29 protein-coding genes and 2 tRNA genes are annotated in these 25391 nt (G+C 58.5%); 17 read left to right on the forward strand and 14 right to left on the reverse strand.

The features are described from left to right. Positions 1 to 174: 174 nt before the first annotated feature. Together V9G17_14925 and mazG are read right to left on the reverse strand one after the other, a co-directional pair. On the reverse strand, positions 175 to 789 hold the full coding sequence (locus V9G17_14925) for a hypothetical protein (GenBank protein MEI2753894.1): 615 nt from the start codon (positions 787 to 789) through the stop codon (positions 175 to 177). Further along, positions 786 to 1691 (reverse strand): nucleoside triphosphate pyrophosphohydrolase, encoded by a 906-nt coding sequence (mazG, locus tag V9G17_14930; protein ID MEI2753895.1) that lies wholly within the window; start codon positions 1689 to 1691, stop codon positions 786 to 788. The genes V9G17_14925 and mazG overlap by 4 nt, the downstream gene beginning before the upstream one ends. 132 nt (positions 1692 to 1823) lie before the next feature. On the opposite strand from mazG, the gene V9G17_14935 reads away from it, so the two are divergent. The 6 genes from V9G17_14935 to V9G17_14960 all read left to right on the forward strand — a co-directional run bounded on the left by V9G17_14935 (position 1824) and on the right by V9G17_14960 (position 8277). Then, positions 1824 to 2246, forward strand: coding sequence for a DUF1844 domain-containing protein (locus V9G17_14935; protein MEI2753896.1), 423 nt, complete (start codon positions 1824 to 1826; stop codon positions 2244 to 2246). Positions 2247 to 2451: 205 nt separating this feature from the next. After that, on the forward strand, positions 2452 to 4749 hold the full coding sequence (locus V9G17_14940) for an ATP-binding protein (GenBank protein ID MEI2753897.1): 2298 nt from the start codon (positions 2452 to 2454) through the stop codon (positions 4747 to 4749). Positions 4750 to 4782: 33 nt separating this feature from the next. Further along, entirely contained in the window at positions 4783 to 6183 is a 1401-nt protein-coding gene (locus tag V9G17_14945) for a sigma-54 dependent transcriptional regulator (protein MEI2753898.1), read from the forward strand. A 244-nt stretch (positions 6184 to 6427) separates the two neighbouring features. Further along, entirely contained in the window at positions 6428 to 7465 is a 1038-nt protein-coding gene (purM, locus tag V9G17_14950; GenBank protein MEI2753899.1) for a phosphoribosylformylglycinamidine cyclo-ligase, read from the forward strand. After that, positions 7455 to 8129, forward strand: coding sequence for a phosphoribosylglycinamide formyltransferase (gene purN / locus V9G17_14955; GenBank protein ID MEI2753900.1), 675 nt, complete (start codon positions 7455 to 7457; stop codon positions 8127 to 8129). Before purM ends, purN begins: the two co-directional genes overlap by 11 nt. 72 nt (positions 8130 to 8201) lie before the next feature. Next, positions 8202 to 8277, forward strand: a tRNA-Ala gene (locus tag V9G17_14960). 317 nt (positions 8278 to 8594) lie between these two features. Here the strand turns inward: V9G17_14960 and V9G17_14965 are convergent. From V9G17_14965 to V9G17_14985, 5 genes are all read right to left on the reverse strand, one after another. Continuing rightward, the gene (locus V9G17_14965; protein ID MEI2753901.1) at positions 8595 to 8924 is read right to left on the reverse strand and encodes an Hpt domain-containing protein; all 330 of its coding nucleotides are present in this window, start codon (positions 8922 to 8924) and stop codon (positions 8595 to 8597) included. Next, complete coding sequence (locus tag V9G17_14970; protein ID MEI2753902.1) at positions 8921 to 10690, reverse strand: response regulator; 1770 nt, start codon at positions 10688 to 10690, stop codon at positions 8921 to 8923. Before V9G17_14970 ends, V9G17_14965 begins: the two co-directional genes overlap by 4 nt. Positions 10691 to 10773: 83 nt before the next feature. Continuing rightward, on the reverse strand, positions 10774 to 11778 hold the full coding sequence (locus V9G17_14975) for a diguanylate cyclase (protein MEI2753903.1): 1005 nt from the start codon (positions 11776 to 11778) through the stop codon (positions 10774 to 10776). A gap of 44 nt (positions 11779 to 11822) precedes the next feature. After that, complete coding sequence (locus V9G17_14980) at positions 11823 to 12470, reverse strand: response regulator (GenBank protein MEI2753904.1); 648 nt, start codon at positions 12468 to 12470, stop codon at positions 11823 to 11825. Between the two features lie 167 nt (positions 12471 to 12637). After that, positions 12638 to 13087, reverse strand: a complete 450-nt coding sequence (locus V9G17_14985) for a GatB/YqeY domain-containing protein (protein MEI2753905.1) — start codon at positions 13085 to 13087, stop codon at positions 12638 to 12640. 174 nt (positions 13088 to 13261) lie between these two features. On the opposite strand from V9G17_14985, the gene V9G17_14990 reads away from it, so the two are divergent. Beyond that, positions 13262 to 13474, forward strand: coding sequence for a hypothetical protein (locus tag V9G17_14990; GenBank protein ID MEI2753906.1), 213 nt, complete (start codon positions 13262 to 13264; stop codon positions 13472 to 13474). Positions 13475 to 13501: 27 nt separating this feature from the next. Here V9G17_14990 and V9G17_14995 read toward each other — a convergent pair whose 3' ends face one another. Next, positions 13502 to 14932 (reverse strand): MFS transporter, encoded by a 1431-nt coding sequence (locus V9G17_14995; GenBank protein MEI2753907.1) that lies wholly within the window; start codon positions 14930 to 14932, stop codon positions 13502 to 13504. 194 nt (positions 14933 to 15126) lie between these two features. Between V9G17_14995 and V9G17_15000 the strand changes: the two genes are divergently transcribed. Further along, the gene (locus tag V9G17_15000) at positions 15127 to 15768 is read left to right on the forward strand and encodes a hypothetical protein (GenBank protein ID MEI2753908.1); all 642 of its coding nucleotides are present in this window, start codon (positions 15127 to 15129) and stop codon (positions 15766 to 15768) included. Between the two features lie 79 nt (positions 15769 to 15847). Further along, positions 15848 to 16123: a hypothetical protein gene (locus V9G17_15005; GenBank protein MEI2753909.1), complete on the forward strand. Its 276-nt coding sequence runs from the start codon at positions 15848 to 15850 to the stop codon at positions 16121 to 16123. A 6-nt stretch (positions 16124 to 16129) separates the two neighbouring features. Here the strand turns inward: V9G17_15005 and V9G17_15010 are convergent, their stop codons facing one another. Next, positions 16130 to 16627 carry a glutathione peroxidase gene (locus tag V9G17_15010; protein ID MEI2753910.1) on the reverse strand — a complete coding sequence of 166 codons (498 nt, stop codon included), beginning with the start codon at positions 16625 to 16627 and terminating at the stop codon, positions 16130 to 16132. A gap of 141 nt (positions 16628 to 16768) precedes the next feature. Beyond that, positions 16769 to 17686 carry a protease HtpX gene (gene htpX, locus V9G17_15015; protein ID MEI2753911.1) on the reverse strand — a complete coding sequence of 306 codons (918 nt, stop codon included), beginning with the start codon at positions 17684 to 17686 and terminating at the stop codon, positions 16769 to 16771. Positions 17687 to 17920: 234 nt separating this feature from the next. Here htpX and V9G17_15020 point away from each other — a divergent pair, with 234 nt between their 5' ends. Further along, positions 17921 to 18349 (forward strand): cupredoxin domain-containing protein, encoded by a 429-nt coding sequence (locus tag V9G17_15020; GenBank protein MEI2753912.1) that lies wholly within the window; start codon positions 17921 to 17923, stop codon positions 18347 to 18349. A gap of 51 nt (positions 18350 to 18400) precedes the next feature. Beyond that, entirely contained in the window at positions 18401 to 19402 is a 1002-nt protein-coding gene (locus V9G17_15025) for a phytoene/squalene synthase family protein (GenBank protein MEI2753913.1), read from the forward strand. Between the two features lie 128 nt (positions 19403 to 19530). Here V9G17_15025 and V9G17_15030 read toward each other — a convergent pair whose 3' ends face one another. Genes V9G17_15030 through V9G17_15045 form a run of 4 tightly spaced genes read right to left on the reverse strand, consistent with a single transcriptional unit; the run spans position 19531 to position 21029 of the window. Next, the gene (locus tag V9G17_15030) at positions 19531 to 19827 is read right to left on the reverse strand and encodes a hypothetical protein (protein ID MEI2753914.1); all 297 of its coding nucleotides are present in this window, start codon (positions 19825 to 19827) and stop codon (positions 19531 to 19533) included. Then, on the reverse strand, positions 19824 to 20237 hold the full coding sequence (locus V9G17_15035; protein ID MEI2753915.1) for a hypothetical protein: 414 nt from the start codon (positions 20235 to 20237) through the stop codon (positions 19824 to 19826). Before V9G17_15035 ends, V9G17_15030 begins: the two co-directional genes overlap by 4 nt. A gap of 34 nt (positions 20238 to 20271) precedes the next feature. After that, positions 20272 to 20622 carry a (2Fe-2S) ferredoxin domain-containing protein gene (locus V9G17_15040; GenBank protein ID MEI2753916.1) on the reverse strand — a complete coding sequence of 117 codons (351 nt, stop codon included), beginning with the start codon at positions 20620 to 20622 and terminating at the stop codon, positions 20272 to 20274. 38 nt (positions 20623 to 20660) lie between these two features. Further along, positions 20661 to 21029, reverse strand: a complete 369-nt coding sequence (locus V9G17_15045; protein ID MEI2753917.1) for a hypothetical protein — start codon at positions 21027 to 21029, stop codon at positions 20661 to 20663. A 161-nt stretch (positions 21030 to 21190) separates the two neighbouring features. On the opposite strand from V9G17_15045, the gene ald reads away from it, so the two are divergent. The 6 genes from ald (at position 21191) to V9G17_15075 (ending at position 25277) form a co-directional block, all read left to right on the forward strand. Then, positions 21191 to 22294 carry an alanine dehydrogenase gene (ald, locus tag V9G17_15050; protein ID MEI2753918.1) on the forward strand — a complete coding sequence of 368 codons (1104 nt, stop codon included), beginning with the start codon at positions 21191 to 21193 and terminating at the stop codon, positions 22292 to 22294. Positions 22295 to 22329: 35 nt separating this feature from the next. Then, a tRNA-Pro gene (locus V9G17_15055) sits at positions 22330 to 22406 on the forward strand. A gap of 349 nt (positions 22407 to 22755) precedes the next feature. Next, positions 22756 to 23046, forward strand: a complete 291-nt coding sequence (locus tag V9G17_15060; protein ID MEI2753919.1) for an acylphosphatase — start codon at positions 22756 to 22758, stop codon at positions 23044 to 23046. An 11-nt stretch (positions 23047 to 23057) separates the two neighbouring features. After that, positions 23058 to 24056 carry a sigma-70 family RNA polymerase sigma factor gene (locus tag V9G17_15065; protein MEI2753920.1) on the forward strand — a complete coding sequence of 333 codons (999 nt, stop codon included), beginning with the start codon at positions 23058 to 23060 and terminating at the stop codon, positions 24054 to 24056. Between the two features lie 24 nt (positions 24057 to 24080). Beyond that, on the forward strand, positions 24081 to 24596 hold the full coding sequence (locus V9G17_15070; GenBank protein ID MEI2753921.1) for an adenine phosphoribosyltransferase: 516 nt from the start codon (positions 24081 to 24083) through the stop codon (positions 24594 to 24596). A 105-nt stretch (positions 24597 to 24701) separates the two neighbouring features. Further along, complete coding sequence (locus V9G17_15075; protein MEI2753922.1) at positions 24702 to 25277, forward strand: TraR/DksA family transcriptional regulator; 576 nt, start codon at positions 24702 to 24704, stop codon at positions 25275 to 25277. The last annotated feature ends 114 nt before the right edge of the window (positions 25278 to 25391 follow it).

Raw genomic sequence — 25391 nt, forward strand, 5'->3', positions numbered from 1 at the left:
GCCCCTCCGTAGAGCGGCCCTTCAGCAACCTGCACAAGTTTTAGGCATTGGGGTGGCGGACAGCCAAGCCCCTAGATGCTGTAGGGAATGGAAACACCTAGGGAGATATTAAGGGACAGATTCGCGCCTGGGGATAGTGGAGACAGTCTGGGAGCGGAGATTCGCGGGAGCGGCTCAGAAAATGCGTCGATATTGTTTGCTGTGTACGCCGGAATCGTCGGCAAATCCAAGCGATCCGGTGTCGGGGTTGCTGGTGTCATTGAGGTCGATTCGATAGTGTCCGAGGACATGCTCCATCGCTTCTTCGAATGGAATGGCTTGCGGGTAGAGATTGCCCGGGGCGTGGGCGCCGCGGGCCAGCGTCCCGACCACTTCGGCTACTGCATACTTGGGGTCTGAGAAAATGTAGAGATCAGCCACGGCCTGGTCCCCGAGTTTGTGCCCTGGACTGGTGGGGGGGAGCATGGAGGGGAGGCTCTGACCCAGCCGGGCCTGCTTAAGTTGTTTCAAGAGGCCGACCACCTGGCTGCTCGTTACCTGGGTCGGTACCACGATGCTGACGGCATTGAATTCGGTCAACGTTGTCTGAACTTTATACATGACCGGCGCGGCATCCGGATCTTCGGTGGCCACCTGTGAAATTTCCGGTCCAGCGGCCTGTTTTTGTTTCCCGCTCGGCACGGCCAGGTTGATCAGCAGCCACATGACTAAAATGGCGCCGAATAGGACGATGAGCGGATGCAGCCCCGCTCGTTTGCCTTCTTCGTACGGATTCTGCTCCCCACTCATGTGAGCGTCCGTGTCGGTTCGGTTGAGGGCGTGAGGGGCGGGATGGTCTCGGCGCTTCCGGTGGACTCGAGCCGCTTCGCAGCTTCCCAGTAGTGATCCATTTCCAACGTGGAGAGGTCGTTGACGCTCCGCCCGCTTCGAGTGGCCTCGCGCTCGATGAACTGGAACCGGGTGGTGAAGCGATTCGTGGCGAGACGAAGCGACTCTTCCGGATTCACCTTCATGTGCCGGGCAACATTGACCAGAGAAAACAGCAAGTCTCCCAGCTCCGCGGCCATTTCCGGCGTGGCCTGCGGTTGAGCTTCGTCCCCGGAGGGAGGTTCACCCGCGTCGGTGATCGCGCTTTTGAGTTCCCCGATTTCTTCCTCGACCTTGGCAAGTACGGCCGCCAGGCCCTGGGGGTTGTCCGGCCAGTCGAATCCGACCCGCGCCGCACGGACCTGGGTTTGATAGGCGCGGAGGAGCGCGGGAAGGGCTTGAGGAATATCATGCAGGACCGAATCCGGTTTGCCGGCCTGCTTGCGTTCGGCCCGCTTGATATCTTCCCAGCGATGGACGACCTGGTCGGAATTGAGGGAGGGCTGGCCGGTGGCCTGGTCGCCGAACACGTGCGGATGGCGGCGTACGAGTTTGTCGGCCAATTGCTGTAAGACGTCGTCGATGGTGAAGGTGCCTGCTTCTGTGCCGATCTGGCTGTGAAACAAGACCTGCAGCAATACATCGCCCAGTTCCTCTTTCAGCTTGGCGAAGTCCAGCCGGTCGATGGTATCGAGGGCTTCATACGTCTCCTCAATCAAATAGGGCTTGAGGGATTCGTGGGTCTGTTTGCGATCCCAGGGGCACCCGCCCGGCGCCCGGAGCTGGGCCATGATGGCCACGACTCTATCGAAACGTGATGACATGCGAAGCCCTCCGTGGCGCCACTCTAACTGAGTTTTTCAGGACGTTCAACGGGGCTGCTCGTCTTGCGCCTCTTCAAGGCCTGTGGTAGGGTACGGCCCTGCATTTTTCATTGGATGATCGGAGGCTTTCCCATGGGTGATGACAAGGAGCAGGGATTCGTCGTCCGTGATCGTCGAGGACGGGGTGACGAGGCCCCTCCACCCGCACCGTCGGTGACACCTCCCCCCACGGAGGCTGCCGCTGCCGCACCCCATCATGAGCCCGATGCCCATACACATTCGGGGCATCTGCCGGTTAACTTCTCTTCTTTCGTCATCTCGATGGGCAGTTCGGCGTTGATGCTGATGGGAGAGCAGTTGGATCCTCAGCAGCCGTCTATGCCGCTGAATCTTCCCCAGGCCAAAGAAATCATCGATCTGCTGTCCATGCTTGAAGAGAAGACGCGGGGCAACCTCACCGCGGATGAGCAAGTTGTCATGAAGGACATGCTCTATGCGCTGAGGATGAAATTCGTCAGTTTGACCTCAGGGAAATCGACGCTTCACACTCCGTAGCCTCGTGAATTTATTCTGCGTGCCGTCCTGCTCCGTGGTGTCGGTCCTTCTTCGGGGTGACACTGTCTCCCTCAATGTCTCTGTTCCCGACTGGTGGTCGATGAAGCGAGGGGCGTGGTCCGCGCGTCTTCTTTTGAGACTCCCACCTGAATTCGTTATAGTGAGGCAGGATCGAGTGGGCCGGGTGTGAGTCGGAGTATCGAGAATGCCTGAATCGACGGACATGACGAAGCTCATACCCCCGGGTGTGCTGCGCGAGAAAGAGCCGTCGACGCCTGCCTCGCTCGAGAGTGAACGACGCAAGCGACATGTCCGCCCGGTGTGGATCGTCCTGATCTTACTCCTGCCGTGCCTGGCCCTCACCTTTTATTACGCTCAAATGGCGGTCCCGGTGGGGGAGGAGTCGGATTCTTTTCTCCCCAGTACCGGGTATGCCTTCGTGCTGTTGCTGGTCAATCTCGACTTGATCGGCTTCGTCGTGCTCACGCTGCTGCTCTCGCGTAATCTCATTAAGGCCTACTTCGAACGGCGACATCGGCTTGTGGGGTCGGGGTTCCGTGCGAAGTTGGTCGCCGCCTTCATCGGTTTTTCCCTGATTCCCACGGTCCTCCTGGCGCTGGTCGCCAGCGGCCTGGTCAACAAGGCTGTCGATGTCTGGTTCAACGACCAGATCGAGCACGTGATGAAGGACTCCTATGAAGTCGCCCGCATGCACCATGCCGGGCATGTGTCCCTGGCGATTAACAGCGCACGCGCCATCAGCCATGAGATTTTCCGCGAGGAGTTGCTGTCGCCCGAGCAGCGGGATTTGCTGGTCGCGGCGATCGCCCGGAAGCGCGCGGAATATGCCACGGCCGGGATCGAGGTTTTTTCTTCGAAAATGGAAACGTTGACCAAATCGTTGGATCCCGAGGTGCCGGTGGCGGTGCTCGATCTGCCGATCGGCCAACTGGTGCTGCAGGTCATCAACGGCAAGCAGGAACTGACATCCGTCCAGGAAGCGCAGACGGGACGGCTGGTGAGGGCCGGTGTCCCGATCGCCTCCAGTATCCGCCGTGGAGAAATCGACGGGGTGGTGGTGGTCGATGCCTACGTGCCGGAGTCGCTGCTCGGCAAGATGGAGAGCATCGGGCGTCAGTATACCGAGTATAAACAAATGAAGGCGATGAAGAACCCCATCAAGGCAGGCGCCTACTTGCTGGTGGCGGTCATCACGGTGATGATTCTCTTCAGTGCCACCTGGTTCGGGTTTTATGTGGCGCGCGGCATTACCGTGCCGATTCAGCGGTTGGCCGAGGCGACGGAAGCCATTGCGCAGGGGGATCTCTCCGTGCGCATCGAAGCTAAGGCGACGGACGAGATCGGCACCCTGGTCGAGTCCTTCAATCGTATGACCGCCGACCTCCAGAGCAGCAAGACGAAGGTTGAAGAAGCCAACGTCTCGCTCCGGCAATCCAACCGCGAGTTGGACCGTCGGCGCGCCTATATTGAAACGGTAGTCGATACGATCGCTGCGGGACTGTTCTCGATCGATCGGCAGGGGATCATTACTACCTTCAATCCCTCTGCGGAACGGATGTTGGGGTTGTGGGCCGACCGGTTTCGGGGCCGGCCGGCCAACGAGGTCTTCAAGGAATACAAGCTGGACCTGTTTCAATCGGTCTACGATCGGATGCTGGCCGACCAGCGAGATAATATTGCGCTCGAAGGACAACTGGATTTGCAGGGGCGGTTTCTGACCATCGGTGTGCAGTGTTCCCGCATGAAGGATGAGTCGAACAAGGACCTCGGTTTCGTACTGATTTTCGAAGACCTTTCGGAATTGATCAAGGCGCAGAAGGCGGCGGCCTGGCGGGAGGTTGCGCAGCGGATTGCTCATGAGATCAAAAATCCGCTGACACCCATTCAGCTGTCGGCGCAGCGGCTGCGGAAAAAGTTTCAGGATAAGGCTCCGGATTTCGACCGGATCTGCGATGAGTCCACGCAAGTGATCATCAATGAGGTCGGCAGCCTCAAGCAAATGCTGGACGAGTTCTCCAAGTTTGCCCGGATGCCGGCCCCGCACATGACGATGAATTCGCTGGATGATGTGGTGAAAGAAGTGGTCGCGTTGTATGAGAGCGCGCATCGCGAAGTAGAATGCGTGGTGACGCTGGATCCGGACCTGCCGCCGTTTAATTTCGATCGCGAGCAGATCAAGCGTGTCATGGTCAATTTGTGCGATAACGGGATTCACGCGATGAACCACAAGGGGCATCTGTGGATCCAGACCCGCTACGATACGAAACAGCGTCGTGCCGTCGTCACCGTGGCGGATGAAGGCATTGGTATCGCGCCGGAGGATCAGGAGAAATTGTTCGTGCCCTATTTTTCACGGAAGAAAACGGGGACCGGGCTGGGGCTGGCGATCGTACGGCGGATTGTGACCGATCATGATGGCCAGATTCATGCCGGAAACCATCAGCCCAAGGGGGCTTTGTTTACCTTCGAGTTACCGGTGTGAGCCGGGCCCGCCGATGTGTAGTGTGGGGAAAACATGTCTGCTTCAATTCTGATTGTCGATGATGAAGTCTCCATCCTGAACTCCTTGAGCAGTATTCTGGAGGATGAAGGCTACGAAGTGAGTGTGGCCAAGAGCGGCATCGAGGCGCTCAAGCTGTGCGCGGTGGGCCCCCCCGAACTGATGATGCTGGATATCTGGATGCCTGACATGGATGGGCTGGAGACGCTCCGGCGGTTGCGGGAACTGGTGCCTCAGACGCAGGTCATGATGATGTCCGGGCACGGGTCGATCGAGACGGCGGTGAAGGCGATCAAGCTGGGGGCGTACGATTACATCGAGAAGCCGCTGTCGCTCGAAAACGTGACGCTGCGGGTAAAACATGCCCTGGATCAGCACCGGCTTGAGCAGGAGAATCGGACGCTGCGCACGAAGGTGGAGCGGAAGTTCGAGCTGGTCGGGCAGTCACCGGCCATGCGGCAGCTCAAGCAGATTATTGAAACGGCGGGGCCCACCAACAGTCGGGTCTTGATCGGCGGCGAAAACGGCACCGGTAAAGAATTGGTCGCCAGAGCCATCCATCAGCACAGTGCGAGGGCAACACGTCCGTTTGTGGCGGTCAACTGCGCCGCCATTCCTGAAACATTGATCGAGAGCGAATTGTTCGGGCACGAGCGCGGTTCCTTCAGCGGCGCGACGACAATGAAACGGGGCCAGTTCGAGCAGGCCGACGGCGGGACGCTGTTTCTGGATGAAATTGCGGATATGAGCTTGAGCACCCAGGCCAAGGTCTTGCGGGCGTTGCAAGAGCAGCAGTTTACGCGGGTCGGCGGGACCAAGTTGATCAAGGTGGATGTACGGGTCTTGGCTGCGTCGAACAAGGATCTACTGAAGGAAATCGAAAAAGGTGCGTTCAGGGAAGATCTGTTCTATCGGCTCAATGTGGTGCCGATCGTGGTGCCGACGCTGCGGGATCGCCGTGAGGACATTCCCTTGCTCGTGAAACATTTCCTACAGGTGCATGCCGAGGAGCAGGGCTTGAAGATCAAGCCGGTGGCTCCCGAAGCCATGGATGTGTTCATGCAGTATGAATGGCCGGGCAACATCCGCGAATTGCGTAACTTGATCGAGCGGCTGATGATCATGGTCCCGGGGCCGGTGATTGAAGCCTCGCACGCCTCGGTGGCGTTGCAGGTTCGCCCTCAGTTACCCGCCTCGCAACAGCCGGTTGGGGCGCAGGCGTCCAATTCCCTCTTGACGAGGCATTACGACTCGCTCCGCGATGCCCGTAATGCGTTCGAGAAAGAATTTATCGCCCGCAAGTTGCGCGAACATCATTGGAACATTTCCCGCACGGCCGAAGACCTGCAGATCGAGCGCAGCCACTTGCATCGCAAGATTAAGTTGTTGGATGTTGAAATGCGCCCCGAGATGTAGCCGGGTGCTCAAAACGATCGCCAGCGGCGTTCTCAGTCGCGACTCTCCCTGCGACGTACCCCGAGGGTACGCCTCACTCGCCTCGCTCCCTGCGGCCTTGCTGGACGATCGTTTTGAGCACCCGGCCCATATCAACGCATTGCCGGCTGGAAACACAGCGCACTCTCACACTTTCCTACTGCAGAATAAGAGTCACGTACCGCTGTTGACCAACCGTCCACCGCATCGTTAAGATGCGGCCCCAATGACTACCTATCGTGATGCCGGAGTCGATATCGATGCCGGCGATGAATTCGTCGAACGGATCAAGCCGCATGTGCGGGCGACCTTTCGCCCGGAAGTGATGACCGATTTGGGCGGTTTCGGGGGCCTGTTCCGATTCCAGGCGAATCGGTATCAGGATCCGGTGCTCGTGTCGGGAACCGACGGCGTCGGGACCAAACTCAAAATTGCGTTCCTCATGGACAAACACGACACGGTCGGCATCGATCTGGTGGCGATGTGCGTCAACGATATTGCCGTGAGTGGCGCAGAGCCGCTCTTTTTCCTGGATTACTTTGCCACCGGCAAACTCTCCTTAAAGACGGCCGAGGCCGTGGTCCGCGGGATTTCAGACGGTTGCCGTCAGGCCGGTTGCGCCCTCATCGGAGGGGAAACCGCCGAGATGCCTTCCTTCTATGCCGAGGGTGAATACGATCTGGCGGGTTTTGCCGTGGGGGCTGTCGATCGCCCGAAGATGATCGATGGCCGTCAGATTGTTCCGGGGGATGCCGTGATCGGGTTGGCCTCAACCGGCGTTCACAGCAACGGCTTTTCCCTGGTGCGCAAGGTGCTGTTTGAGAAAAGCCGACTGACGGTCGAGAGTGTGCTGCCGGAACTTGGCGGTGCCCTGGGCGAGACCCTCCTGACGCCGACGCGGATTTATGCCAAACAAGTGCTTTCGTTGGCCGAGGCCTGCCCGATCAAGGGCATCGCCCACATCACCGGCGGTGGAATTACCGAAAATCTGCCGCGGGTTTTTCCCACTCGCTGTGGGGCGCGAATTCGTCGTGGATCCTGGCCGGTGCTGCCGATTTTTCAGGCGATTCAGGAACGTGGAGATGTGGAGTTGGGCGAGATGTATCGCGTGTTCAATATGGGTATCGGGCTGATTCTGGTGGTGGCCCCGGAACACGTGGATCGCGTCATGGCGAAAGCCGTGGAACTAGGCGATCGGGCCTATCACATTGGAGAGATGGTGGCGCAGACGACCGACGAGGGTGTGGTGGAGTATGTCGGCTAGGCCCCCTCGATTAGTGCGGCTCGGTGTGTTGGTTTCCGGTCGAGGATCCAATCTGCAGGCGATCATCGATGCCATTGAGGCGGGAACCCTGTCGGCTGAGATCGCGGTCGTGCTCAGCAATAAGCAGGCCGCCGGTGGCCTCGAACGGGCCCGGAAACATAGCGCACCTGCTGTGTGGTTGGACCCGAAGCCGTTTGTGGGCCGCCCCGATAGTCGCGAAGCCTACGATAGGGCTGTTCTTGAGGTGTTGCAGAAGCACGAGGTGGATCTTGTGCTCTTGGCCGGGTACATGAAAATTGTAACGGCGGTGCTGGTCACGGCCTATGAAAACCGGATGATGAATATTCATCCGTCCCTGCTCCCGTCGTTTCCCGGCCTTGATGTCCAGAAAAAAGCCATCGATCATGGGTGCAAAATCGCCGGTTGCACCGTGCACTTTGTGACTGAGGGCGTCGATGAGGGGCCCATCATTATCCAGGCGGCCGTGCCGATTCTGGCAGGGGATACGCCGGATGCCCTGGCTGCTCGTATCCTGGAACAGGAACACCAAGTGTATCCTCGGGCAATCCAGCTCTATGCTGAGGGTAAACTGCGCGTAGAGGGGCGACGGGTAACGGTAGCGGAACCGGGGGCAGCGGCCGCTGGCTTTCACTATCCTGCATGAAGTTTCCCGCAGAGCCGTAAGTTCGTGTGGAGACCCAGCTTCCGGTTGTGTATAATGCCGCCTGGGAGTTGTGGGGGGCTAGCTCAGTTGGGAGAGCACTACGTTCGCAACGTAGGGGTCGGGGGTTCAACTCCCCTGCCCTCCACCAAACTTCACCTGTGAGATCTGCCACCATCGCGGCCGTTCCTTCCGAGTTCATCACACCGCTCAGAGCTCGATTTTAAGACATCATCCTCCGTGTGTTCCGTTGTCCCCTTGGCAGGTGGTTCATTCCAATCAGGCCCTGCCGTGCATTCCTCTTGTTCTCGTTCATCACCCTTGGGCAGCACTCCGTTGAATTTTGCGTGGCGGCATGGGCGCCGGCAGGTAGTTGCGACGTGCGGTTGATGAATTCAGGGCCAGAGCACACTGAGGGAGATGACGCTGCAGTTGGATGAGGGGGGGGTGCTGAGGCTGGAGCAGAATTCAGTCTGTGTACACCACTTCGACGCGGGAGAGGAAGTCCCTCAAGCCTTCGAGCTGATCGTGGAGTGCGGAGAGATTGTGGGCTATCGCCGCCTGTTCAAGTTGATCGCCGATCGTGCTGATTTGATCGAAGCCATACCCGCCACCGTCGCCTTTCATGCGATGGCCCAGCAGGCGAATGGTCTGAAGGTCCCCTTGTTTCAGGCAGGATTCGATGGTGGTAAGGTCGCGCTCTTTATTGGCGAGGAATCCGGGAATGATGGTGGCCAGGTTGGAATCGATTTGGATGCAGATTTTGCCCCGACTCGGCTCAGGATGAGGAGATGTCATTGCGCTCGCGTCTTCTCATAGGCCAGAAGCAATTCCAGGAGTGTCGTGCGCTTCAGCGGCTTGGTCATATGCGCGTTGCATCCGGCTTCGAAGATCCGTGCTGATTCTTCTTTGAGCGCCAGTGCGGTCAAGGCAATAATTTGGACGGCGGGGAGGCCCTGTTCTTGTTCCCACCGTCGAATGGTCCGTGTCGCAGTGATGCCATCCATCACCGGCATCTGCATGTCCATGAGAATCAGGTCATAGTGGCCGTTTTGAAATTTCGCGACGCCGATCTGTCCGTTGTCGGCCACCTCCACACGGTGGATGGTGTTCTTGAGATAGGACTGGATGAGTACCTGATTATCCGGCGAGTCTTCCACCAGCAGAATTCGTAAGGACCGTCCCTGTTGGGGCGTGGTTGCCGGAGCTGGGACGGGAAAGGACGTCGAAACGCTGCTCTTGCTTCGCCCTAACGCGATGCTGATCGTTTGCTGAAGGTCGGAACGCCGGATGGGCTTGACCAGGTAGCCGCCCAAACCGAGGTCGTAGGTCTTCGCGATATCGTCGGCCCATCGGTCGGAGGCCAGCATGATGATCGTCAGATTGCTCAGTCGGGGATCGGCATGAATTCGTTCAATGACCTCAAACCCATCCATTCCGGGCATCCGACAATCCAGCAGGAGTAGCGAGAATGGGGTGTTAGCTTGTTGCGCAGCTTCCAGGGCCTCCATGCCTTGTTCGCCGCTGTCGGCTTCGACGACGGTGGCGCCCCACCCGAAGAGTGTTTCGCGCAGAATCAACCGATTCGTCGGATAGTCATCCACAACCAGGCAGCGAAGCCCTGCCAAGTTCATGGTCCCCGAGACCTTCGAAGGCATCGGGGCTGTCTGCACGCCGAGTTGGACGACACAGTGGAACGTGCTGCCTTCGCCAAGGGTACTTTCAACCCAGATCCGCCCGCCCATAAGGACTGCCAACTGTTGCGAGATCGACAGTCCCAGCCCGGTACCGCCATATTGGCGCGCGATAGCGCTGTGCCCTTGGGTGAACGTGTCGAAGATGGCTTTGATCTTGTCGTGCGGGACTCCGATGCCGGTATCGGTAATCGAGAATCGAATCGCGCCGGGCGTCTGGAGCTCGGGATCATTGGTGATGGTCATGACCACCGATCCCTTCTCGGTGAACTTGATCGCATTCCCCAGCAAATTGAGCAGGATTTGGTACAAGCGGTTGGGATCGCCGATCAGATGACAGGGGACATCGTTGGCGAGGTGACAGACGAGTTCGAGGCCTTTCTCGTTGGCCCGCAACGCCAGCATTTCACTGGTTTTGTCGATCAGCTCGGAGAGATCGAAGTCGATCGAGTCCAGGTCCAGCCGTCCTGATTCGACTTTCGACAGGTCGAGAATGTCGTTAATGAGACTCAACAGACTGCCGCCGGCACGGCGAAAAATCCGGAGATATTTCCGTTGTTCCGGCGTGAGGGTGGTTTCCCACAAGAGGTCGGCCATTCCGATGATGGCATTCATCGGCGTGCGGATCTCATGACTCATGCTGGCCAGGAACTCGCTTTTGGCGCGGTTAGCCACATCGGCGGCGTCTTTGGCGCGTTGCAGCTCTTCGACGCGGCGTTGGAGCTCTTTGGAAATGCGTTGGAGTGCCCGCTCGGCCCGCTTCCGCGCGGCCTGCTCACGCTGCAGCGCGGTGGGCGGTCGGGACGAGGTGCGGGGAGTACGACTGGGTGTGGTGGTGGTGCGTCTGGTGGGCGCGATGCGTTTCGCCATGTCGTGGTCCGGTCGTCTTCAGTCCAGCCAGCCCATTCTGTATCGCGCATGGCTCACACGAGCGTCGCGACAGCGAGAGGGCGTTAATCTTTATGCGTGTGGTGCACGAGTGTCAGGACTCCGGCTTGTTTGGTGCGATTGCGCCCTTCTTGCTTCGCTTGGTACAGCGCCTGGTCGGCGGCCCGGATGAGATCGGTCGCGGCGGCCACCCGACTGGGGACGGTGCACGCAAAGCCCAGACTGATGGTGACGGGATCGCCGTTCGGATGTTTCAGCTCCGCTTCGCAGACCTTGCGCCTGAGCGTATCGGCCACCTGCGCCGCGCCGTCGACCGTGGTGCCTGGCAGTACGATGACGAATTCGTCACCGCCGTACCGGGCGACCAAGTCGCCGGGACGATTGACGTGGCTGGAGATGAGCTGTGCGACTTGGCGGAGACATTCATCACCGGCCTGGTGCCCATGGCCGTCGTTGTAGGTCTTGAAATAGTCGATATCCAACATGATGAGCGACAGCGGGGTCGATTCGCGTGCGGCTCGGCGCCATTCCTGGTCTAGAAAGTCATCGAACTGGCGTCGATTGGTGATCCCAGTGAGGCCATCGAGGCAGGAGAGTCGCAACAACATCTGGTTGGCTTCCTGCAGTTGACGCATGACTTCCAGGAGTTCCTGCTCGCGTGCGCGGCGTCGTTCGATTTCATGAACGAGGCGGAGCACACACCGGACGCGGGTCAGGAGCTCGATCTTGCTGATGGGTTTGGCGACGTAGTCGATGGCGCCGGCGGCAAAGGCCAGTTGGAGATCGACCGGATCTGTTTTCACCGTGACCATGATGATCGGGGTATCGCGATATCGTTCGATGGCTTTGATCTGCCGGCAGGCCTCAATCCCATTGGTCGACGGCATGACGATATCCATGAGGATCAAATCCACCCGCCCGGTCATTTGCCGCATGCCGTCGAGCCCCAGCAAACGAAACGCGGCCGCGGCGGATTCCGCAACAAAGGTTTCTTCATAACCGGCATTGGCGAGGATGGATTGGATCAACAGACGATCGTCCGTCGAGTCATCGACGATCAGGATACCCATGTTCAGTGTCTCCCTGAAAGTGTGTCGTAGGGCGATGCTAGCAGCTAGTCTGGATAAACACCAGGGTAATGCTTTTTGATGCAGGGGGTGCAGAGGCCGTGGCTGAATTCGGCTTCCGAATGTTGCTGGATATACTCTTCCAATTGTTGCCAGAACCCCTGATCGTTCCGGATTTTTTTGCAGGAGGCACAGATCGGTACCAGGCCTTTCAGTACCTTCACTTCCCGCAGCGCTTGCTGGAGTTCGGTATTGCTCCGACGAAGCTCCAATTCGCGGGTTTTTCTGCAATCCATTTCTTTTTTGAGCATCAGTGCGGAATTCACCCGGGCGAGCAGTTCCACACTGTTGACCGGTTTTGTAATGAAGTCCATCGCGCCGGCTGAGAAGGCCGCCTGCAGATCTCCCAGGGCGGTCTTCGCCGTGACGACGATCACCGGGATATCCCGTAAGTGCTCCAGGCTCTTGATCTGTTGCGTTGCGGCGACGCCGTCGATACCCGGCATCAGAAAGTCCATCAGGATCAAGTCAATCGACGGGCTTGTGTCGTTCGGCCTGGGGGGCTCGATGCCCAGGTGGGTGTAGGCGGCCGTGGCCGAGTCCGCAAAGAGGAGGTCTTGATAGCCGGCTTTTGTCAGAATGGCCCGTAAGAGCAGCTGTTGGTCCGGGGAGTCGTCGACGATCAAGATGCCCATGCCGCGCCTCGTTTGGTTCGTAGTGCGTGAGCAGGCTCAGTACCTGCCGATCGGGCATGGTCCAAAAGGCACATGCCCAGGATGGCATCGGTCTGATGCTATCCGTCTGAGGCAGTATCGGCAGAATCGAGGAAGAGATTAAGTGTCCTGGGAGCGAGGTCGGTTGCCTAACGCTGAAGGGCGGCTTTGACCAGGTCGCTGACGACTTTGCCGTCGACTGATTGGCCGGCTAGGCGGGCCATCACGGCTTTCATCACCTGTCCCATGTCTTTGAGCGAGGATGCCCCCGATTCCTTCACTGCGGCATCGACGATTCGGGCGAGTTCCTCTGGGGAGAGGGCGGCGGGGAGATATCCCTCGATGATGCTGATCTCCTGCCGTTCTTTAGTGGCCAGGTCCTGCCGGTTGCCCTTTTCGAATTGCTCGGCGGCTTCCTTGCGTTGCTTGATGAGCGTCGTCATGATTCGGCTCATCCCGGCATCGTCCAGGTCTTGTTTCAGCTCGACTTCCTTGTATTGCACGGCAGCTTTGATCATGCGGATGACGTCCATGCGTAGCTGGTCTCTCGACTTCATCGCTGATTTGAGATCTTCGGTTAAGCGATCGTGTAGCGACATCGGGTTCCTTTCGGGAGGCGTCGGTGTGTATCGCGGAGGATAACGCCTTTGCCGGAGGCAGTCAACGTGTCCGCCACGGCGGCGTTTTCATGTTGAGCGCGGCACGGCACTATCCCATAATGCCTCATCAGGGTGGTGGCCGATCGATAGACCTATCGAAAAAGGGGGCGCGGCATGGAGTTCAAGAACGGTAGCGTGGGTGTAGGAATTCGCGTGATCGGACTATTGGGAGGATTGCTTGCCGCGGGGGGGCTCGTGACCGGCTGTGCGAGTGAGAAACCCAAACCGATGGCCCAACCGTCGCTGGAGCAGGTGAAGGGCAATGCGGATCGCGGTTTCGATAAACTGAAGCAGGAAGAAGGGGAGCATAAGCCGGCCGGGATGTAGCCGAACCCGGTATCCGGGTGTGACCCGTTATGGCGCCACGCGAGAATTTCTCCAGGGGAGCAGTGCCACCAGCGGTTTCACCAGCGGCAGCTCCCACATCAGATGCCGTTGTGGCGGCGTTCCGATCTCGCGTGGTTCGCCGAATGTTCTCAGAAGGCTCAGGGCAATCAATAATCGCAACGCCCCGGAGAGGCAGAACAGGAACGGCAGGTTGGATGCCGGGATCAGGACCCAGGACCCGAGCGAGACCTGGGCCGGGAGGATGGTGGCCAGCCAGCTGCCGGTCAACGCCCCGATGCCCCAGCCGATCGCGTTTGTAGCATTGGCTAGGGCGAGGCCTCGTGTGCGCTCCTGCGAACGGAGCGAGTCGAAGACATAGTTTTGGAGGCCGAGCGACAGTCCCGCCCAAATCACCCCGCCGAAAAAGTTCACCGTCAACAGAAACAGATAGTGTTCACTCAACAGGTAGCCCATCGGTAGGAGCGGGACCGCCAGACCTGTGACCATGAGCAGGGTCTTGTTGCCGTATCGATCGCCGATCTGCCCCCATGGCGCGAGGGTGAGGAATTGCGCCGAGATACTGCTGGCCATCCAGCCGGCGTATTGCAAATATGACCAATGCAGATCTCGCAACAGGTAGACGACAAAGAACGGTCCTGAAATCAGCACTGCGAAATGCATGAGTCCGGAGAACAGCAGGAAGTGCCGGAAATCCGGTGTGGCGCTCTTGACCAGGAAGTGCCGGAATCCGTGCGGGGCGTCGATCTGATGTGCCGGTACTAATTCAGCGATTCTGGTCTGGCAGCGAGTCGCTCCCACTCGCGCGGCTGCCGCGCCCAGAAAAATGATAAGGAACCCGATCCAGCTGAGTTCCCATTTCTGGCCCAGCGTCAGGACCATTCCGGCAATCCCAAGGGCCACAAAACTCGTCAACGCGGTCACGCGGGCTCGCTGGGCAAAGTAGGCGCCCCGGCTGCTTGTCTCAACGACGTCGACCAGCAGGCTATTCCACACCGGGGCCGTGGCATGTCCACAGGCAAAGTACAGTATGGCACAGGCGATTAAGAGCCAAGGGCCATGTTCTGGCATCAGCAGGGGGAGCGAGAGGATCGGTAGCCAACAGAGGGCCTGTGCCCAGCCGCCGCCGATCAGGAGTTGTGCGGGCATGCGGAGATAGTGGAGCAGTTTCACCGACAGGAGCTGCGCCACCACGCCGACCAATTGGGGGAGCGCGGACAGGATGCCGATGTGAAACGGAGAGGCATGGAGAAACAGGGCCAGCGCCGAAAAATAATTTTCCCCGCCGCCCTGTGAGGCGGCCTGATAGGCAGCATCGCGAAGACCGTATCGGCGGCTCTCAGCCTTGGGATTTCGATCGGAAGGCTGACCATGATCGCCTGAAGGCTCAAGGTGATGGAGGGGGAGAGAGGCCTGCTGCTGAGGGACTGGTTGGTTCATGAGATTGTGGATAGCGACGGAAGTAGGTTGAGCACTATGATAGGTGATGGTTGTCCGGATTATATCAGAGCCATTCAACATGGCCGAGGTTGAGAGTGAATCCCTGCAGGCCGGTTGACCCCCTTCTCCACAGTGAGTACGATAATCCTATGGATCTCCCGATCTCAGCTGCATGCGGTCAATCAGTCAGGGGAATGAACGGACGGTGGGGCGTCTGCCGTCTGGCTCTCATGGTTGGTGTGATGGCAGGAGTGGGATTCTCCGTTGCGGTCGTGGAGGGACGGGATTTGATGGTTCCGAAGGAGCAGGTGACCACGGAGTTCGAGCCGATGGAAGCGCCTTCGATGGATGTCCAGCAGAAAGGGGTCCCTCAATCGCTCTTCACCTGGATCAAGATGGCGCGCGGCTATGAAGTGGAGTGGGACACATTTGGGAGAAAGGGCTGGTATACGCAGGATCCCCGCTTGAAGCCCATCGCTCCGGGAACTACGCTGTTCTCGCCGGATACTCCGGCCGTCTATATCGTTTTTGAGGTGGCTCCACTCGAAGATCCGGCGCAGTTTGCAGCCCAGGTGTTTCCCGTGGGCGCAGACGGCAAAACCGGTGATCGTGCCGTCGTGACCGATAGTCTGGAAGTGCCGGGCCACGAACGGTATGGTTTCCTGGAGTTGAAGAAACCATCGGAGCTATGGCCGCAAGGAACGTATCTGGTCAAGATTTATATCACCTCGTTGGGGCAGCAACCGTTTCACGCGGTAAATCAGGTCGGGACCATGCGATTTGTCGTGACCGACCAGCCATCCCCATCTGCGCCTTCCGATTCCCCGGCCCGTTGAATATTCCCCGCCGCTTGGTCTACCTTCACTCACCGCCTTTTGAGCGCGCGGTGCTGGCGTCTTACCCGGGAGCAGGTACATGAAAGAGACTGACGTGGAGAAGTTGGCGCTCTTGTATGAGCGTTTTTGCGATGTGTGTCTGGTTGAGAAGGAAGTGTGGACGGAAATCTATATGCCGCGCACGTTCAAGGACGGCACCGCGGTTCGAACCAATCTTCAGGATAAGTATGAGGTGATCATCGATGATCAGGCTGTGGAGGATGCATTGGAGGCCAATATCCCTCTTGGGAAGGCCGCGCTAGGGGCGGCCATCCAAGAGTATCGCACGCATGTCAGTTTTGTGAAGAAGAGCTGACCGGTCTTACTGCTTCGCCAGGAACCGCTCCACATCTTTCACGACTTCGTCGGCCACCGGTTTGGTTCGATGATGGTAACGAGCGACGACGTTGCCCGAGCGATCGACGAGATATTTCTGAAAGTTCCATTCCACTTCACCGGGGAACGGGCCCTGTTCGGTGAGATAGCGGTAGAGCGGGTGTTTGTCATTGCCCTTGACGCTGATCTTGCTGAAGAGCGGGAAGCCGACACTGTACTTGGTCAGGCAGAATCCCTTGATTTCTTCGTTGGTCCCAGGCTCCTGCTGGCCGAAGTTATTGGCCGGGAACGCCAGGATCTCGAACCCCTGATCTTTATAGGTCTCGTACATTTTCTCAAGGTCGGAGTATTGCGGCGTGTTGCCGCAGAAGCTGGCCGTATTGACCAGCATGATGACCTTGCCCTTGTATTGGCTCAACGAAACGGGTTTGCCGTCGATATCGTTCAGCGTAAAGTCATAGACCGTCGAGGCTTTCGCTGCCATGCGTGTTGCTCCTTGTTCCGCCGCATCGACCGAACCAATACCTGCTTCAATGGCACCAAGCCCGAGACCCACTGCGAGCCCGAGGACCAGCATTTCCCAGGAACAGGTCGGTCGATAGGTCGGCATATGAAGGCTCCTTGTTTAGAGGCGTTCCAGTGCCGCCACCCGCTCCTCAATCGGAGGGTGGGTTGCGAGCAAGTGTAAAAAGCCTGAGGTGTTGCCTGAAATCTTCATCGTGGCCAGGGTATCTTGCGTCGAATATTCGAAATGGGCCCGGTTCACCCAGCGATCGATGGCCTGCAAGGCCTTGATCATCGACTCTTTTCCGTAGACCTTCGCGGAGAAGGCATCGGCGGCATATTCCCGGTGGCGGGAATGCCAGCTGACGACTATCATGGCCAGTACGGACAGGACCACCTGCAAGAAGATGTAGACCACGAAGCCCAGGATCGGGCTGCCGCTCTGGCCCTCTTCTCGATCGCCGCCCTGGGGCTGGGCGACCGTTTGGTAGACAAAGTTGCTGATGTAGTGGACGAAGGTGTTCATCAAGCCCGCGAGCACCGTTGTAGAAAACATGTCGCCGTTGAAGACATGCCCCATCTCATGGGCGAGCACGGCCTTCACCTCGTCTTCCCGCAGATTGGCCAGCAGCCCGGTCGATACGGCGACCATCGCGTTATTCTTGCTCGGGCCCGTGGCAAACGCGTTGGGGTCCGGCGATTCATACACCCAGACTTCTGGCATGGTGATATGGAGGCGTTGCGCAATCTCTTGCACGGAGCCGTAAATCACCTGTTCGGCGCCTGTGCGGGGCTGTGTAATCTGCACACAATCCAACATGGCGCGGGCCATCTGTTTGGAAAAGAGCAAACTAATGAATGCGCCACCAAAACCGATGACGAGTGACCAGACGAGCAGTTCCTGACTGAAGGCTCCTCGGACATCGATGCCGAAGGCCGGCAGCACAACGTTCACCAACACTCTGACGGTAATCGACAGGGTCAGATAAATGAGAATGTTCGAAATGAGAAGCAGCCCGATACCCTTCAACGACTTCATATCTTTCCTCCTTGGCGGCCCGTTCTCCTCGCGCGCTTGTTCCACAGAGAGGAATGAACCTTGGGTGTTAGTATACCGGATCTCGAGCCGATTGTTGGACCCCTGGGCAAAGGGGGCTATCGCGTCTCGATGTTCAGAGATAATACCAGGTTCCCTTCCAGTCAAGTTGCCTGCTCGGTTGACCGACTCCGGCGCCTTCTGCTAGAACCCATGCGTATGAGGAACGGCGACGGTGTGCGACGGCTGAGTATGGCCTGGGCCTTGGCCCTTGGGTTCGTTGGGAGTCCGGCGCTTGGCATCGGGGCCGACCAGGCACCGCAGGTACCGCCGCACCAGGTCCCGATCGATCAACTGGACGGTATTCAACGGGCCACGATTATTCTCGACAGCTACTCCTATACGCCGCACCATGTGATCGTCCAGGCAGGAAAACCCGTCGAACTCATTTTGACCAGCATCACGACCATTACTCCGCATAATTTTCTCCTCAAGGACGAGGCGGCGGGGCTGTCTATAGAACGTGATGTGTCATCTGGACGCACGGTCACGGTGCAGTTTACCGTGACGAAGCCTGGTCGCTACCGCTTTTATTGCGACAAGAAATTGCTGTTCTTCCCCAGCCATCAGGAAAAGGGCATGGAAGGCGTGCTGGAAGTTAGATAAGAAGGTTGCTCCACGGCTATCGACTCCGCAAGACACGAACTCCTCCACGGTATCCTCAAGCAGGTTTCCCGGTCGTTTTATCTGACCCTCAATGTGTTACCGGCGACGGTACGCGACCAGATGGGCTTGGCCTATCTCTTCGCGCGTGCCGCCGACACGATTGCGGATACCAATCTGATCAGCCGCGAGCAGCGACTCAGTTATCTCAATCAGTTTCGAGCCCAGTTCACCGCCGGCGCGGTCGCCCGACACGAGGTGCAGGCGATCCAAGCTGCACTGGTGCCGCATCAAGCGGACTCCGCGGAACGTGTCTTGTTGCAGCGGTTGGAAGATTGTTTGTCGCTGTATGACGGGTTCGATTCCGCCGATCAAGACCGCATTCGATGGTTGATGGGGGTCTTGCCGGATGGGATGGCCATGGATCTTGCGTATTTTCGCGGCGAGTCGGCGCAGGAGCTGACGGCTTTTCAAGCGCTGGCCGAATTGGACCAGTACACCTACTACGTCGCCGGTTGTGTCGGAGAATTTTGGACCCGGATGGTCTGCGCGCATTGTCCGTCGATGGCGCGGTGGGATGTCACGCAGATGTCAGCCATCGGCGTGCGATTCGGTAAGGGATTGCAGCTCACGAATATCGTGAAGGATATTGCCCGGGATCTTCATCATGGCCGCTGTTATGTCCCGGAGCCGCTACTTCGAGAGGTGGGCCTGACGCCGGCTGATTTGCTCGAGCCGGACAGCCTTCCCAGATTCAGGCCGGTTCTGATGCGCCTGATTAAAATGGCCATGGAACACTTGGATCAGGGCTGGATATACACCATGGCCATTCCGCGCCTGGAAATCCGCCAACGCTTGGCTTGTATGTGGCCGATCCTATTGGCCGGGGAAACGCTCAAACGTGTGGCCTCTGCGCCCGATCTCCTCGACCCGGCGGTCAATGTCAAAGTGCCGCGCTCGGTCGTCTATCGTGTGATGGCACTCACCACCGGCACCGGCGCGTGCGGCTATGTCGGGACGGCCTACTGGGGACGCCTGCGGAAGCAGGTTGTCTAGACTTGCTGTCGAAGGACAGCGTCTCATAGGAGTCTGCGTGGAAGGAGAAGAACACTTAGCCAGCTGGTGAGATGCAACGCGTGAAGTGTCGCCGAGGCCCTGCGCTGTTCGTCGACCGTGACCCCCTCTTACTTCTTCTGCGGCTCAAGCAATTTCTCGCCCTTCTTGAACACGGCATAGATCGCTTGTGATGGGCAGGCGTCGAGGCACAACCGGCAGCTTTCCAGGCAGCGCGAGGGATCGAACTTGTAGGGCGGCGTAGAGAGCCAGGCGCTGGTCGGGCAGATAGGGACGCAAATGGCTTGGTGGGTGCAACGGTCGGGATGGCGGACCAGGTGATCGCGAATAACCAGCATGGGTTTTACTCCTTCGAAGAGACCTTGCGAGAAAATCTCGAACATGTTTTTTTGCGGGAGGCTGCTCACTTCCACTCCTTGACCAGGTCTTTGATCCGGTCTTTCAACTCTGGAATCTGTTCCATATTGTTGCGAATCGCCCCCAAGATATTTTCGAGGCGGGCGGTGCGTTGCGCCTCTTGATCCTTCTTGAGCAGTTGATCGTACCCGGCGTAGGCCTCCGGATGTTTGGCTGCGAGGTAGCCGCGGCCTGCCTGCAGGGCCTCCCCCAATTCGTACGGCTCCGTCGTCAGAGGCGGAAGCACCACGAAGGATCCGTCTGTGCAGAACAGCGCGGCTGCGCCGGCCTTGCTCTTGAGGGGGGTGATTGCTTCAATGGTTTTCCCCACGAGGTGCTCCCACTGACGGAGCAGGCCCGGGAAGGCCTTCATGTAGGCCACCTTTTCCATGTTGGCCTTCCATTTGTCGTCGGCTGGCATAGCGATCTCGCGAGAGTAGCAGGGGATAATGGGTTCAGGCTTTCAACGGGGAGAGGAGGGGCCGCGGGGACTGATCGGGCATCAGGAGTCGTTCAACGACCTCCCCCTTGACGATGTGCCGCTCCATGATTTCCTTCACGTCGGTCTCGGATGTGACGCGATACCAGATTCCCTCAGGGTAGACCACGACACTCGGCCCTTGTGCGCAATAATCGAGACAGCCGGCCTTATTGGCACGGACGATGCCCTTTAAGTTGAGTCGTTTCGCCTCCTGTTTGAAGCAGGCGTGGAGCGCGTCGGAGCCGAGTTTTGAGCAACTGCCGCGTGGATCGTCTGGCTCGCGCTTGTTGGTGCATACAAAAATGTGTCGTTGATAGCCGGTCATGCTAGCGATTCCCTCGTGGCCAGGTGTGTCGTGCGAGGTTACACACGGGCGTGAAATTGCTCGATCAATTGCTTCACGTCCGTCGAGTTCAGGAGCGAGGATCCGGCGGCCTGGGTACCTGCAATGGCGTCAATTTCACGGAGACGCAACTGTGCCCGTTGTTTGGCGTCAGGCTCCGACAAGGCAGAGGCCTGTCCCTTGGCCAGCTTGTCAAACTCCGTGCGGATGTCACGGAAATCACGCTGCAAATTCTTCATCATCGAGCAGGGCTCACAATACCACTTGGGACTTTGATCGGACGCCGGCGACAGCCGGTCATACGACCGTCCGAAGAAATCTTTACCCAATGAGAACTTCATTAATGCTGCGCCTGTGGCGCTGCAGGCATTACAGGATCCGGCATTCATGCGGGAGGTGCTCCTCTTAACGGCAGTCGTCGATGGTGGGCGAATCTTACCGCACTGATCTTTCTCGTAGCAAGGTGCGTAGGCTCCTGACGATGATCACGCTCAGCCATGTATAATGCGTAATATGAGGGCGAAGCGGTGCAGGGTGCAAGGAGGCGGTTATGATCATCGGGGTTCCGAAGGAAGTTAAGGACTACGAATATCGGGTGAGTGTGACGCCTGACGGTGCCCGCCTGTTACGGCAGGCCGGGCATCAGGTTGTGGTGGAGCCTTCTGCCGGACAGGGGAGCGGGTTCTCTGACGAAGCCTACCGTCAGGCAGGCGCCCAGGTGGCCGGTTCCAAAGCCGAGGTGTTTCAACAGGCAGAGCTCATCGTAAAGGTGAAGGAGCCGCAGTTGTCTGAATGTACGCTGTTCCGTCCGGGGCAGGTGCTGTTTACCTATTTACACTTGGCGTCTTTGCCGGACCTGACCAAAGCGTTGATGGCGGCCAATATCACGGCCATTGCGTATGAGACCGTCGAGGCTCACGATCACAGTCTGCCGATGTTACGACCGATGAGCGAGATTGCCGGACGACTGGCCGTGCAGGTCGGGGCGCATTATCTGGGGACTTTGCAAGGAGGCCGGGGGCTTTTGTTGGCCGGCGTTCCGGGGGTGCCCCCGGGACGGGTCACCGTCTTAGGGGCTGGCGTCGTGGGAACCTCAGCCGTCAGAATTGCCGTCGGGATGGGTGCGCAGGTGACGGTGGTCAACTTGGATCTTGACCGGTTACGTGTGCTTGACGATCTCTATGGCGGACGTATTGTGACGTGTGCGGCCACGGAGTCGGCCATCGAACGCGCCGTCGTCGAGGCGGATTTAGTGATTGGAGCGGTGTTGGTTCCCGGCGCGCGCGCGCCGAAGGTCGTTTCGCGCGGGCTTGTGGCGAAGATGACGCCGGGCGCTGTGATTGTCGATGTCGCGGTTGATCAGGGCGGTTGCTGTGAAACAACAAGACCGACCACGCATTCGGATCCGATTTACGTGGTGGACGGTGTCGTGCATTACTGCGTCACGAACATGCCCGGCATCGTGCCCCATACCTCCACACGCGCGTTGACCAACGCGACGCTCCCATATGTCGTCCGGCTTGCCTCTGCCGGGGCGGAGAACGCGATTCGATCAGATCCCGGTCTTGCTAAGGGCGTGAACGTCATGAACGGCAAAATTACGTGCCAAGGTGTGGCCGATGCACATGGCTTGCGTTTTACCCCCGTGATGTAAGACAATCCGGCTTCCCGTTTTCGGTTCTGCCCGGTCGGGGCGTAGCGCAGCCCGGTAGCGCACTGCGTTCGGGACGCAGGGGTCGGAGGTTCAAATCCTCTCGCCCCGACCAAACCGCACTTCGTGCGGGGGTATGGGGTTCTCCCAATTGCACGTCACACACAGTTGCTTGCCTTAGATTGTGTCCTTGCTCGGGACAAGTATGCACATCACTCCTCAGTCTCCACCGGTCGGCGTTCATTTCTAGTCTGACGGTTCTGTTCCTGTCACATATCGGCATGGCTCTCAGTACGCACGCTCATGCTTCGTTACGTACCTGCCGATAAGATAAGAGCATGAGCCTGATGATGCCGCGTAAACTTGCAAATCGCGTGACGCTCTCTGGGAGCTGTGAGAGTATTCTATGCTAGGCGCGGTACTCACGCTGCGCGGCGATCGGCTAGTGGGAGGTCTGCGAGACGATGCCCGAGATCGGCGAATCAGTGCGCGCAAGAGTTCTTGTCAGTGGGCGCGTGCAGGGTGTTGGGTATCGGGCCTTCACGTGTCGCGAGGCACTCTCGCATGGACTGACCGGCAACGTCGAGAATCTCGATAGTGGGCAGGTGGCGGTGGATGCGGAAGGGAGCCGGGGCGCCCTTGAGGAATTTCTCCTGGATCTCAAGAAGGGCCCTGTCGGATCGCGCGTGACGCAGGTGCAGGTGGAATGGAGTCGCGCCACGGGTCGATATCAGGACTTTACGATTAAGCGGTAGGTAACGGAATTATGGCTCGACGTGCAGCAGCGGGACAGAACAGCGCGGTGAATTCACCCGTCTCGACTCGCCGGCCGCGCGCGGCGCGCGGGGATGAGGACGAGGATGCGGAGTCGGGGAGTCACGCCGAAGCCGAAGAGTCCGGTGCGGACAATCGTCCTGCGGAATCCGGGCGGGCCGAGGGCCTCGACACGATCAAGAGTTATCTGCGCGAGGTGCGCAAGTCGACCCTGCTGAATTTTAAACAGGAACAGGCATTGGGCAAGCGAGTCATGGCGGGCGACGAAGCGGCGCGCCAGGAGATGATCGAGGCGAATCTTCGCCTGGTGATCAGTATCGGTAAGCGGTACATGAACCGGGGGTTTCCCTTTGCAGATATCGTTGAAGAAGGTAATCTTGGCCTGATCAAAGCGGTCGAGAAGTTCAATTACAAGCGAGGGTTCCGCTTCAGTACCTACGCGTCCTGGTGGATTCGCCAGTTTATCGAACGGGCCATCATCAATCAGGGAAAGCTTGTCCGGTTGCCGGTCCATGTCGTCGAACGGTTGAACCGGTACCTGGGCAAGGTAGAGCACCTGGTCCATGAGCTGGGACGGGAACCGATGGCCGACGAAGTCGCCGCCAAGCTGAAAACCAGCGTGGCCGAAGTCGATGATCTGAAACAACTGGTCCGTACCACGTGCTCGCTGGACAGCCCGATCAGTGACCGTCAGGATACCTTTCTGCGCGATGTGATCGAAGATCCGCTCTGCCTGACGCCGGCGGAAACGACCGAAGGCGTGATGCGACGGGCCGAACTTATGGCCTGGGTGAAAGAGCTGCCCGAAAAGGAACGCACCGTCATCTTGGCACGATTTGGGCTTGACGGGGCCGAGTCGCGGACGTTAGAAGAGATCGGCCAGGAGATGGGGCTCACCCGTGAGCGGGTTCGCCAAATTGAGTCGGCGGCATTGGCCAGGCTTCGCGGTATCATTGAACGGAAAACCATGAAGCGGGCGGATCTCTTATGAGGACGTCCCGATTCGACGGCACGTATGAATTACAAAGCTCTCATTCGAGAAGTTCCCGACTTTCCTAAGCCCGGTATCCTCTTCTACGACATTACGACCCTCCTCAAAGATGCCCAGGCGTTCCGCTCCATCGCGGACGAGCTCGCCGCCCGTTATGAGGGACAGCGCATCGCGAAGATCATCGGGATCGAATCGCGAGGGTTCATCATGGGCGGGACGTTGGCCGCTCGCCTCGGCGCTGGGTTTGTTCCGGTGCGCAAGCCAGGGAAATTGCCGGCCGATATTTATGAAGTCGAATACAACCTTGAATACGGGTCCAGCGCGCTCGCGATTCATCGGGATGCCGTGTCACCGGGAGAGCGCGTGTTGATAGTGGACGATCTGCTGGCCACAGGCGGTACCGCCGCCGCCACCATCGATTTGGTTCGCGAACTCGGCGGCGAGATTGCGGGGCTGGACTTCCTGATTGAGCTGAAAGGTCTGAATGGACGTGACCGGCTGGCAGGGTATGACGTGCATTCCATGATCATCTATCCGTAGGTCCCCAAGATCTTGGGGAGTCAGGTACTTGTCAAACGATTTGTAGCGTGATATACCACCCAAACTTTTTCGCCTTGCACTCATCACGAAAGGGCATGAGACTCTATGGCGACGAAAGTCCACGCGAAAAAAAAGACAGCCGCGACAAAAGCTAAAGATCCTGCTCCCGAGAAACCCATGAAAAAAGAGCGCCCGGCTCCGGTTACAGCTATGACTGAAAAAGACGAAGATAGTGTGGCCGCGCGTGTGGTGGCAGCACTCACGTTGAAGGAAACACCCAAGGAACGAGAAGAGCGTCAACGCCGGCGCGAAGTCTTGCAGCGCATGCTGCTGAGCAAGCGCCAGGAAATCATACGTGAGATCGAGGGCAACCTCGGTCAATCCCTGACGGAAGATCAGCAGCGTCGTCTGGAGTCAGCCCGAGACGTGGGGGATCAAGCCCTCATGGACTTGGATCGCGAGCTCGGCATTTCGTTGATGGAGATGCGGAACCGCAAACGGCAAGCGATTGATGAAGCGCTAACCCGACTCAGCGAAGGCACCTACGGGATTTGCGCTGAATGTGGTATTGAGGTCAGTGAGAAGCGGCTGGAGGCCGTGCCGTTCGCCAAGCTGTGCGTTCAATGCCAATCTCGTCAAGAACTGCTCGAAAAGATCGAGAAAGAAGAGGATCGCGACTAGCTCGCAGGAGCCGGTTGCGTCCACTGTGTTTGCCCCCATCGGTGTGTGTCGAGCCTCATCCGTGTGACCCGTCTTCCCGTCTCCTCGTGTCGGGCCTCTACGCGGTCTTGTCCT

Origin of the sequence: Nitrospira sp. (assembly GCA_037045225.1) — a bacterium.
GTDB lineage: Bacteria > Nitrospirota > Nitrospiria > Nitrospirales > Nitrospiraceae > Nitrospira_A.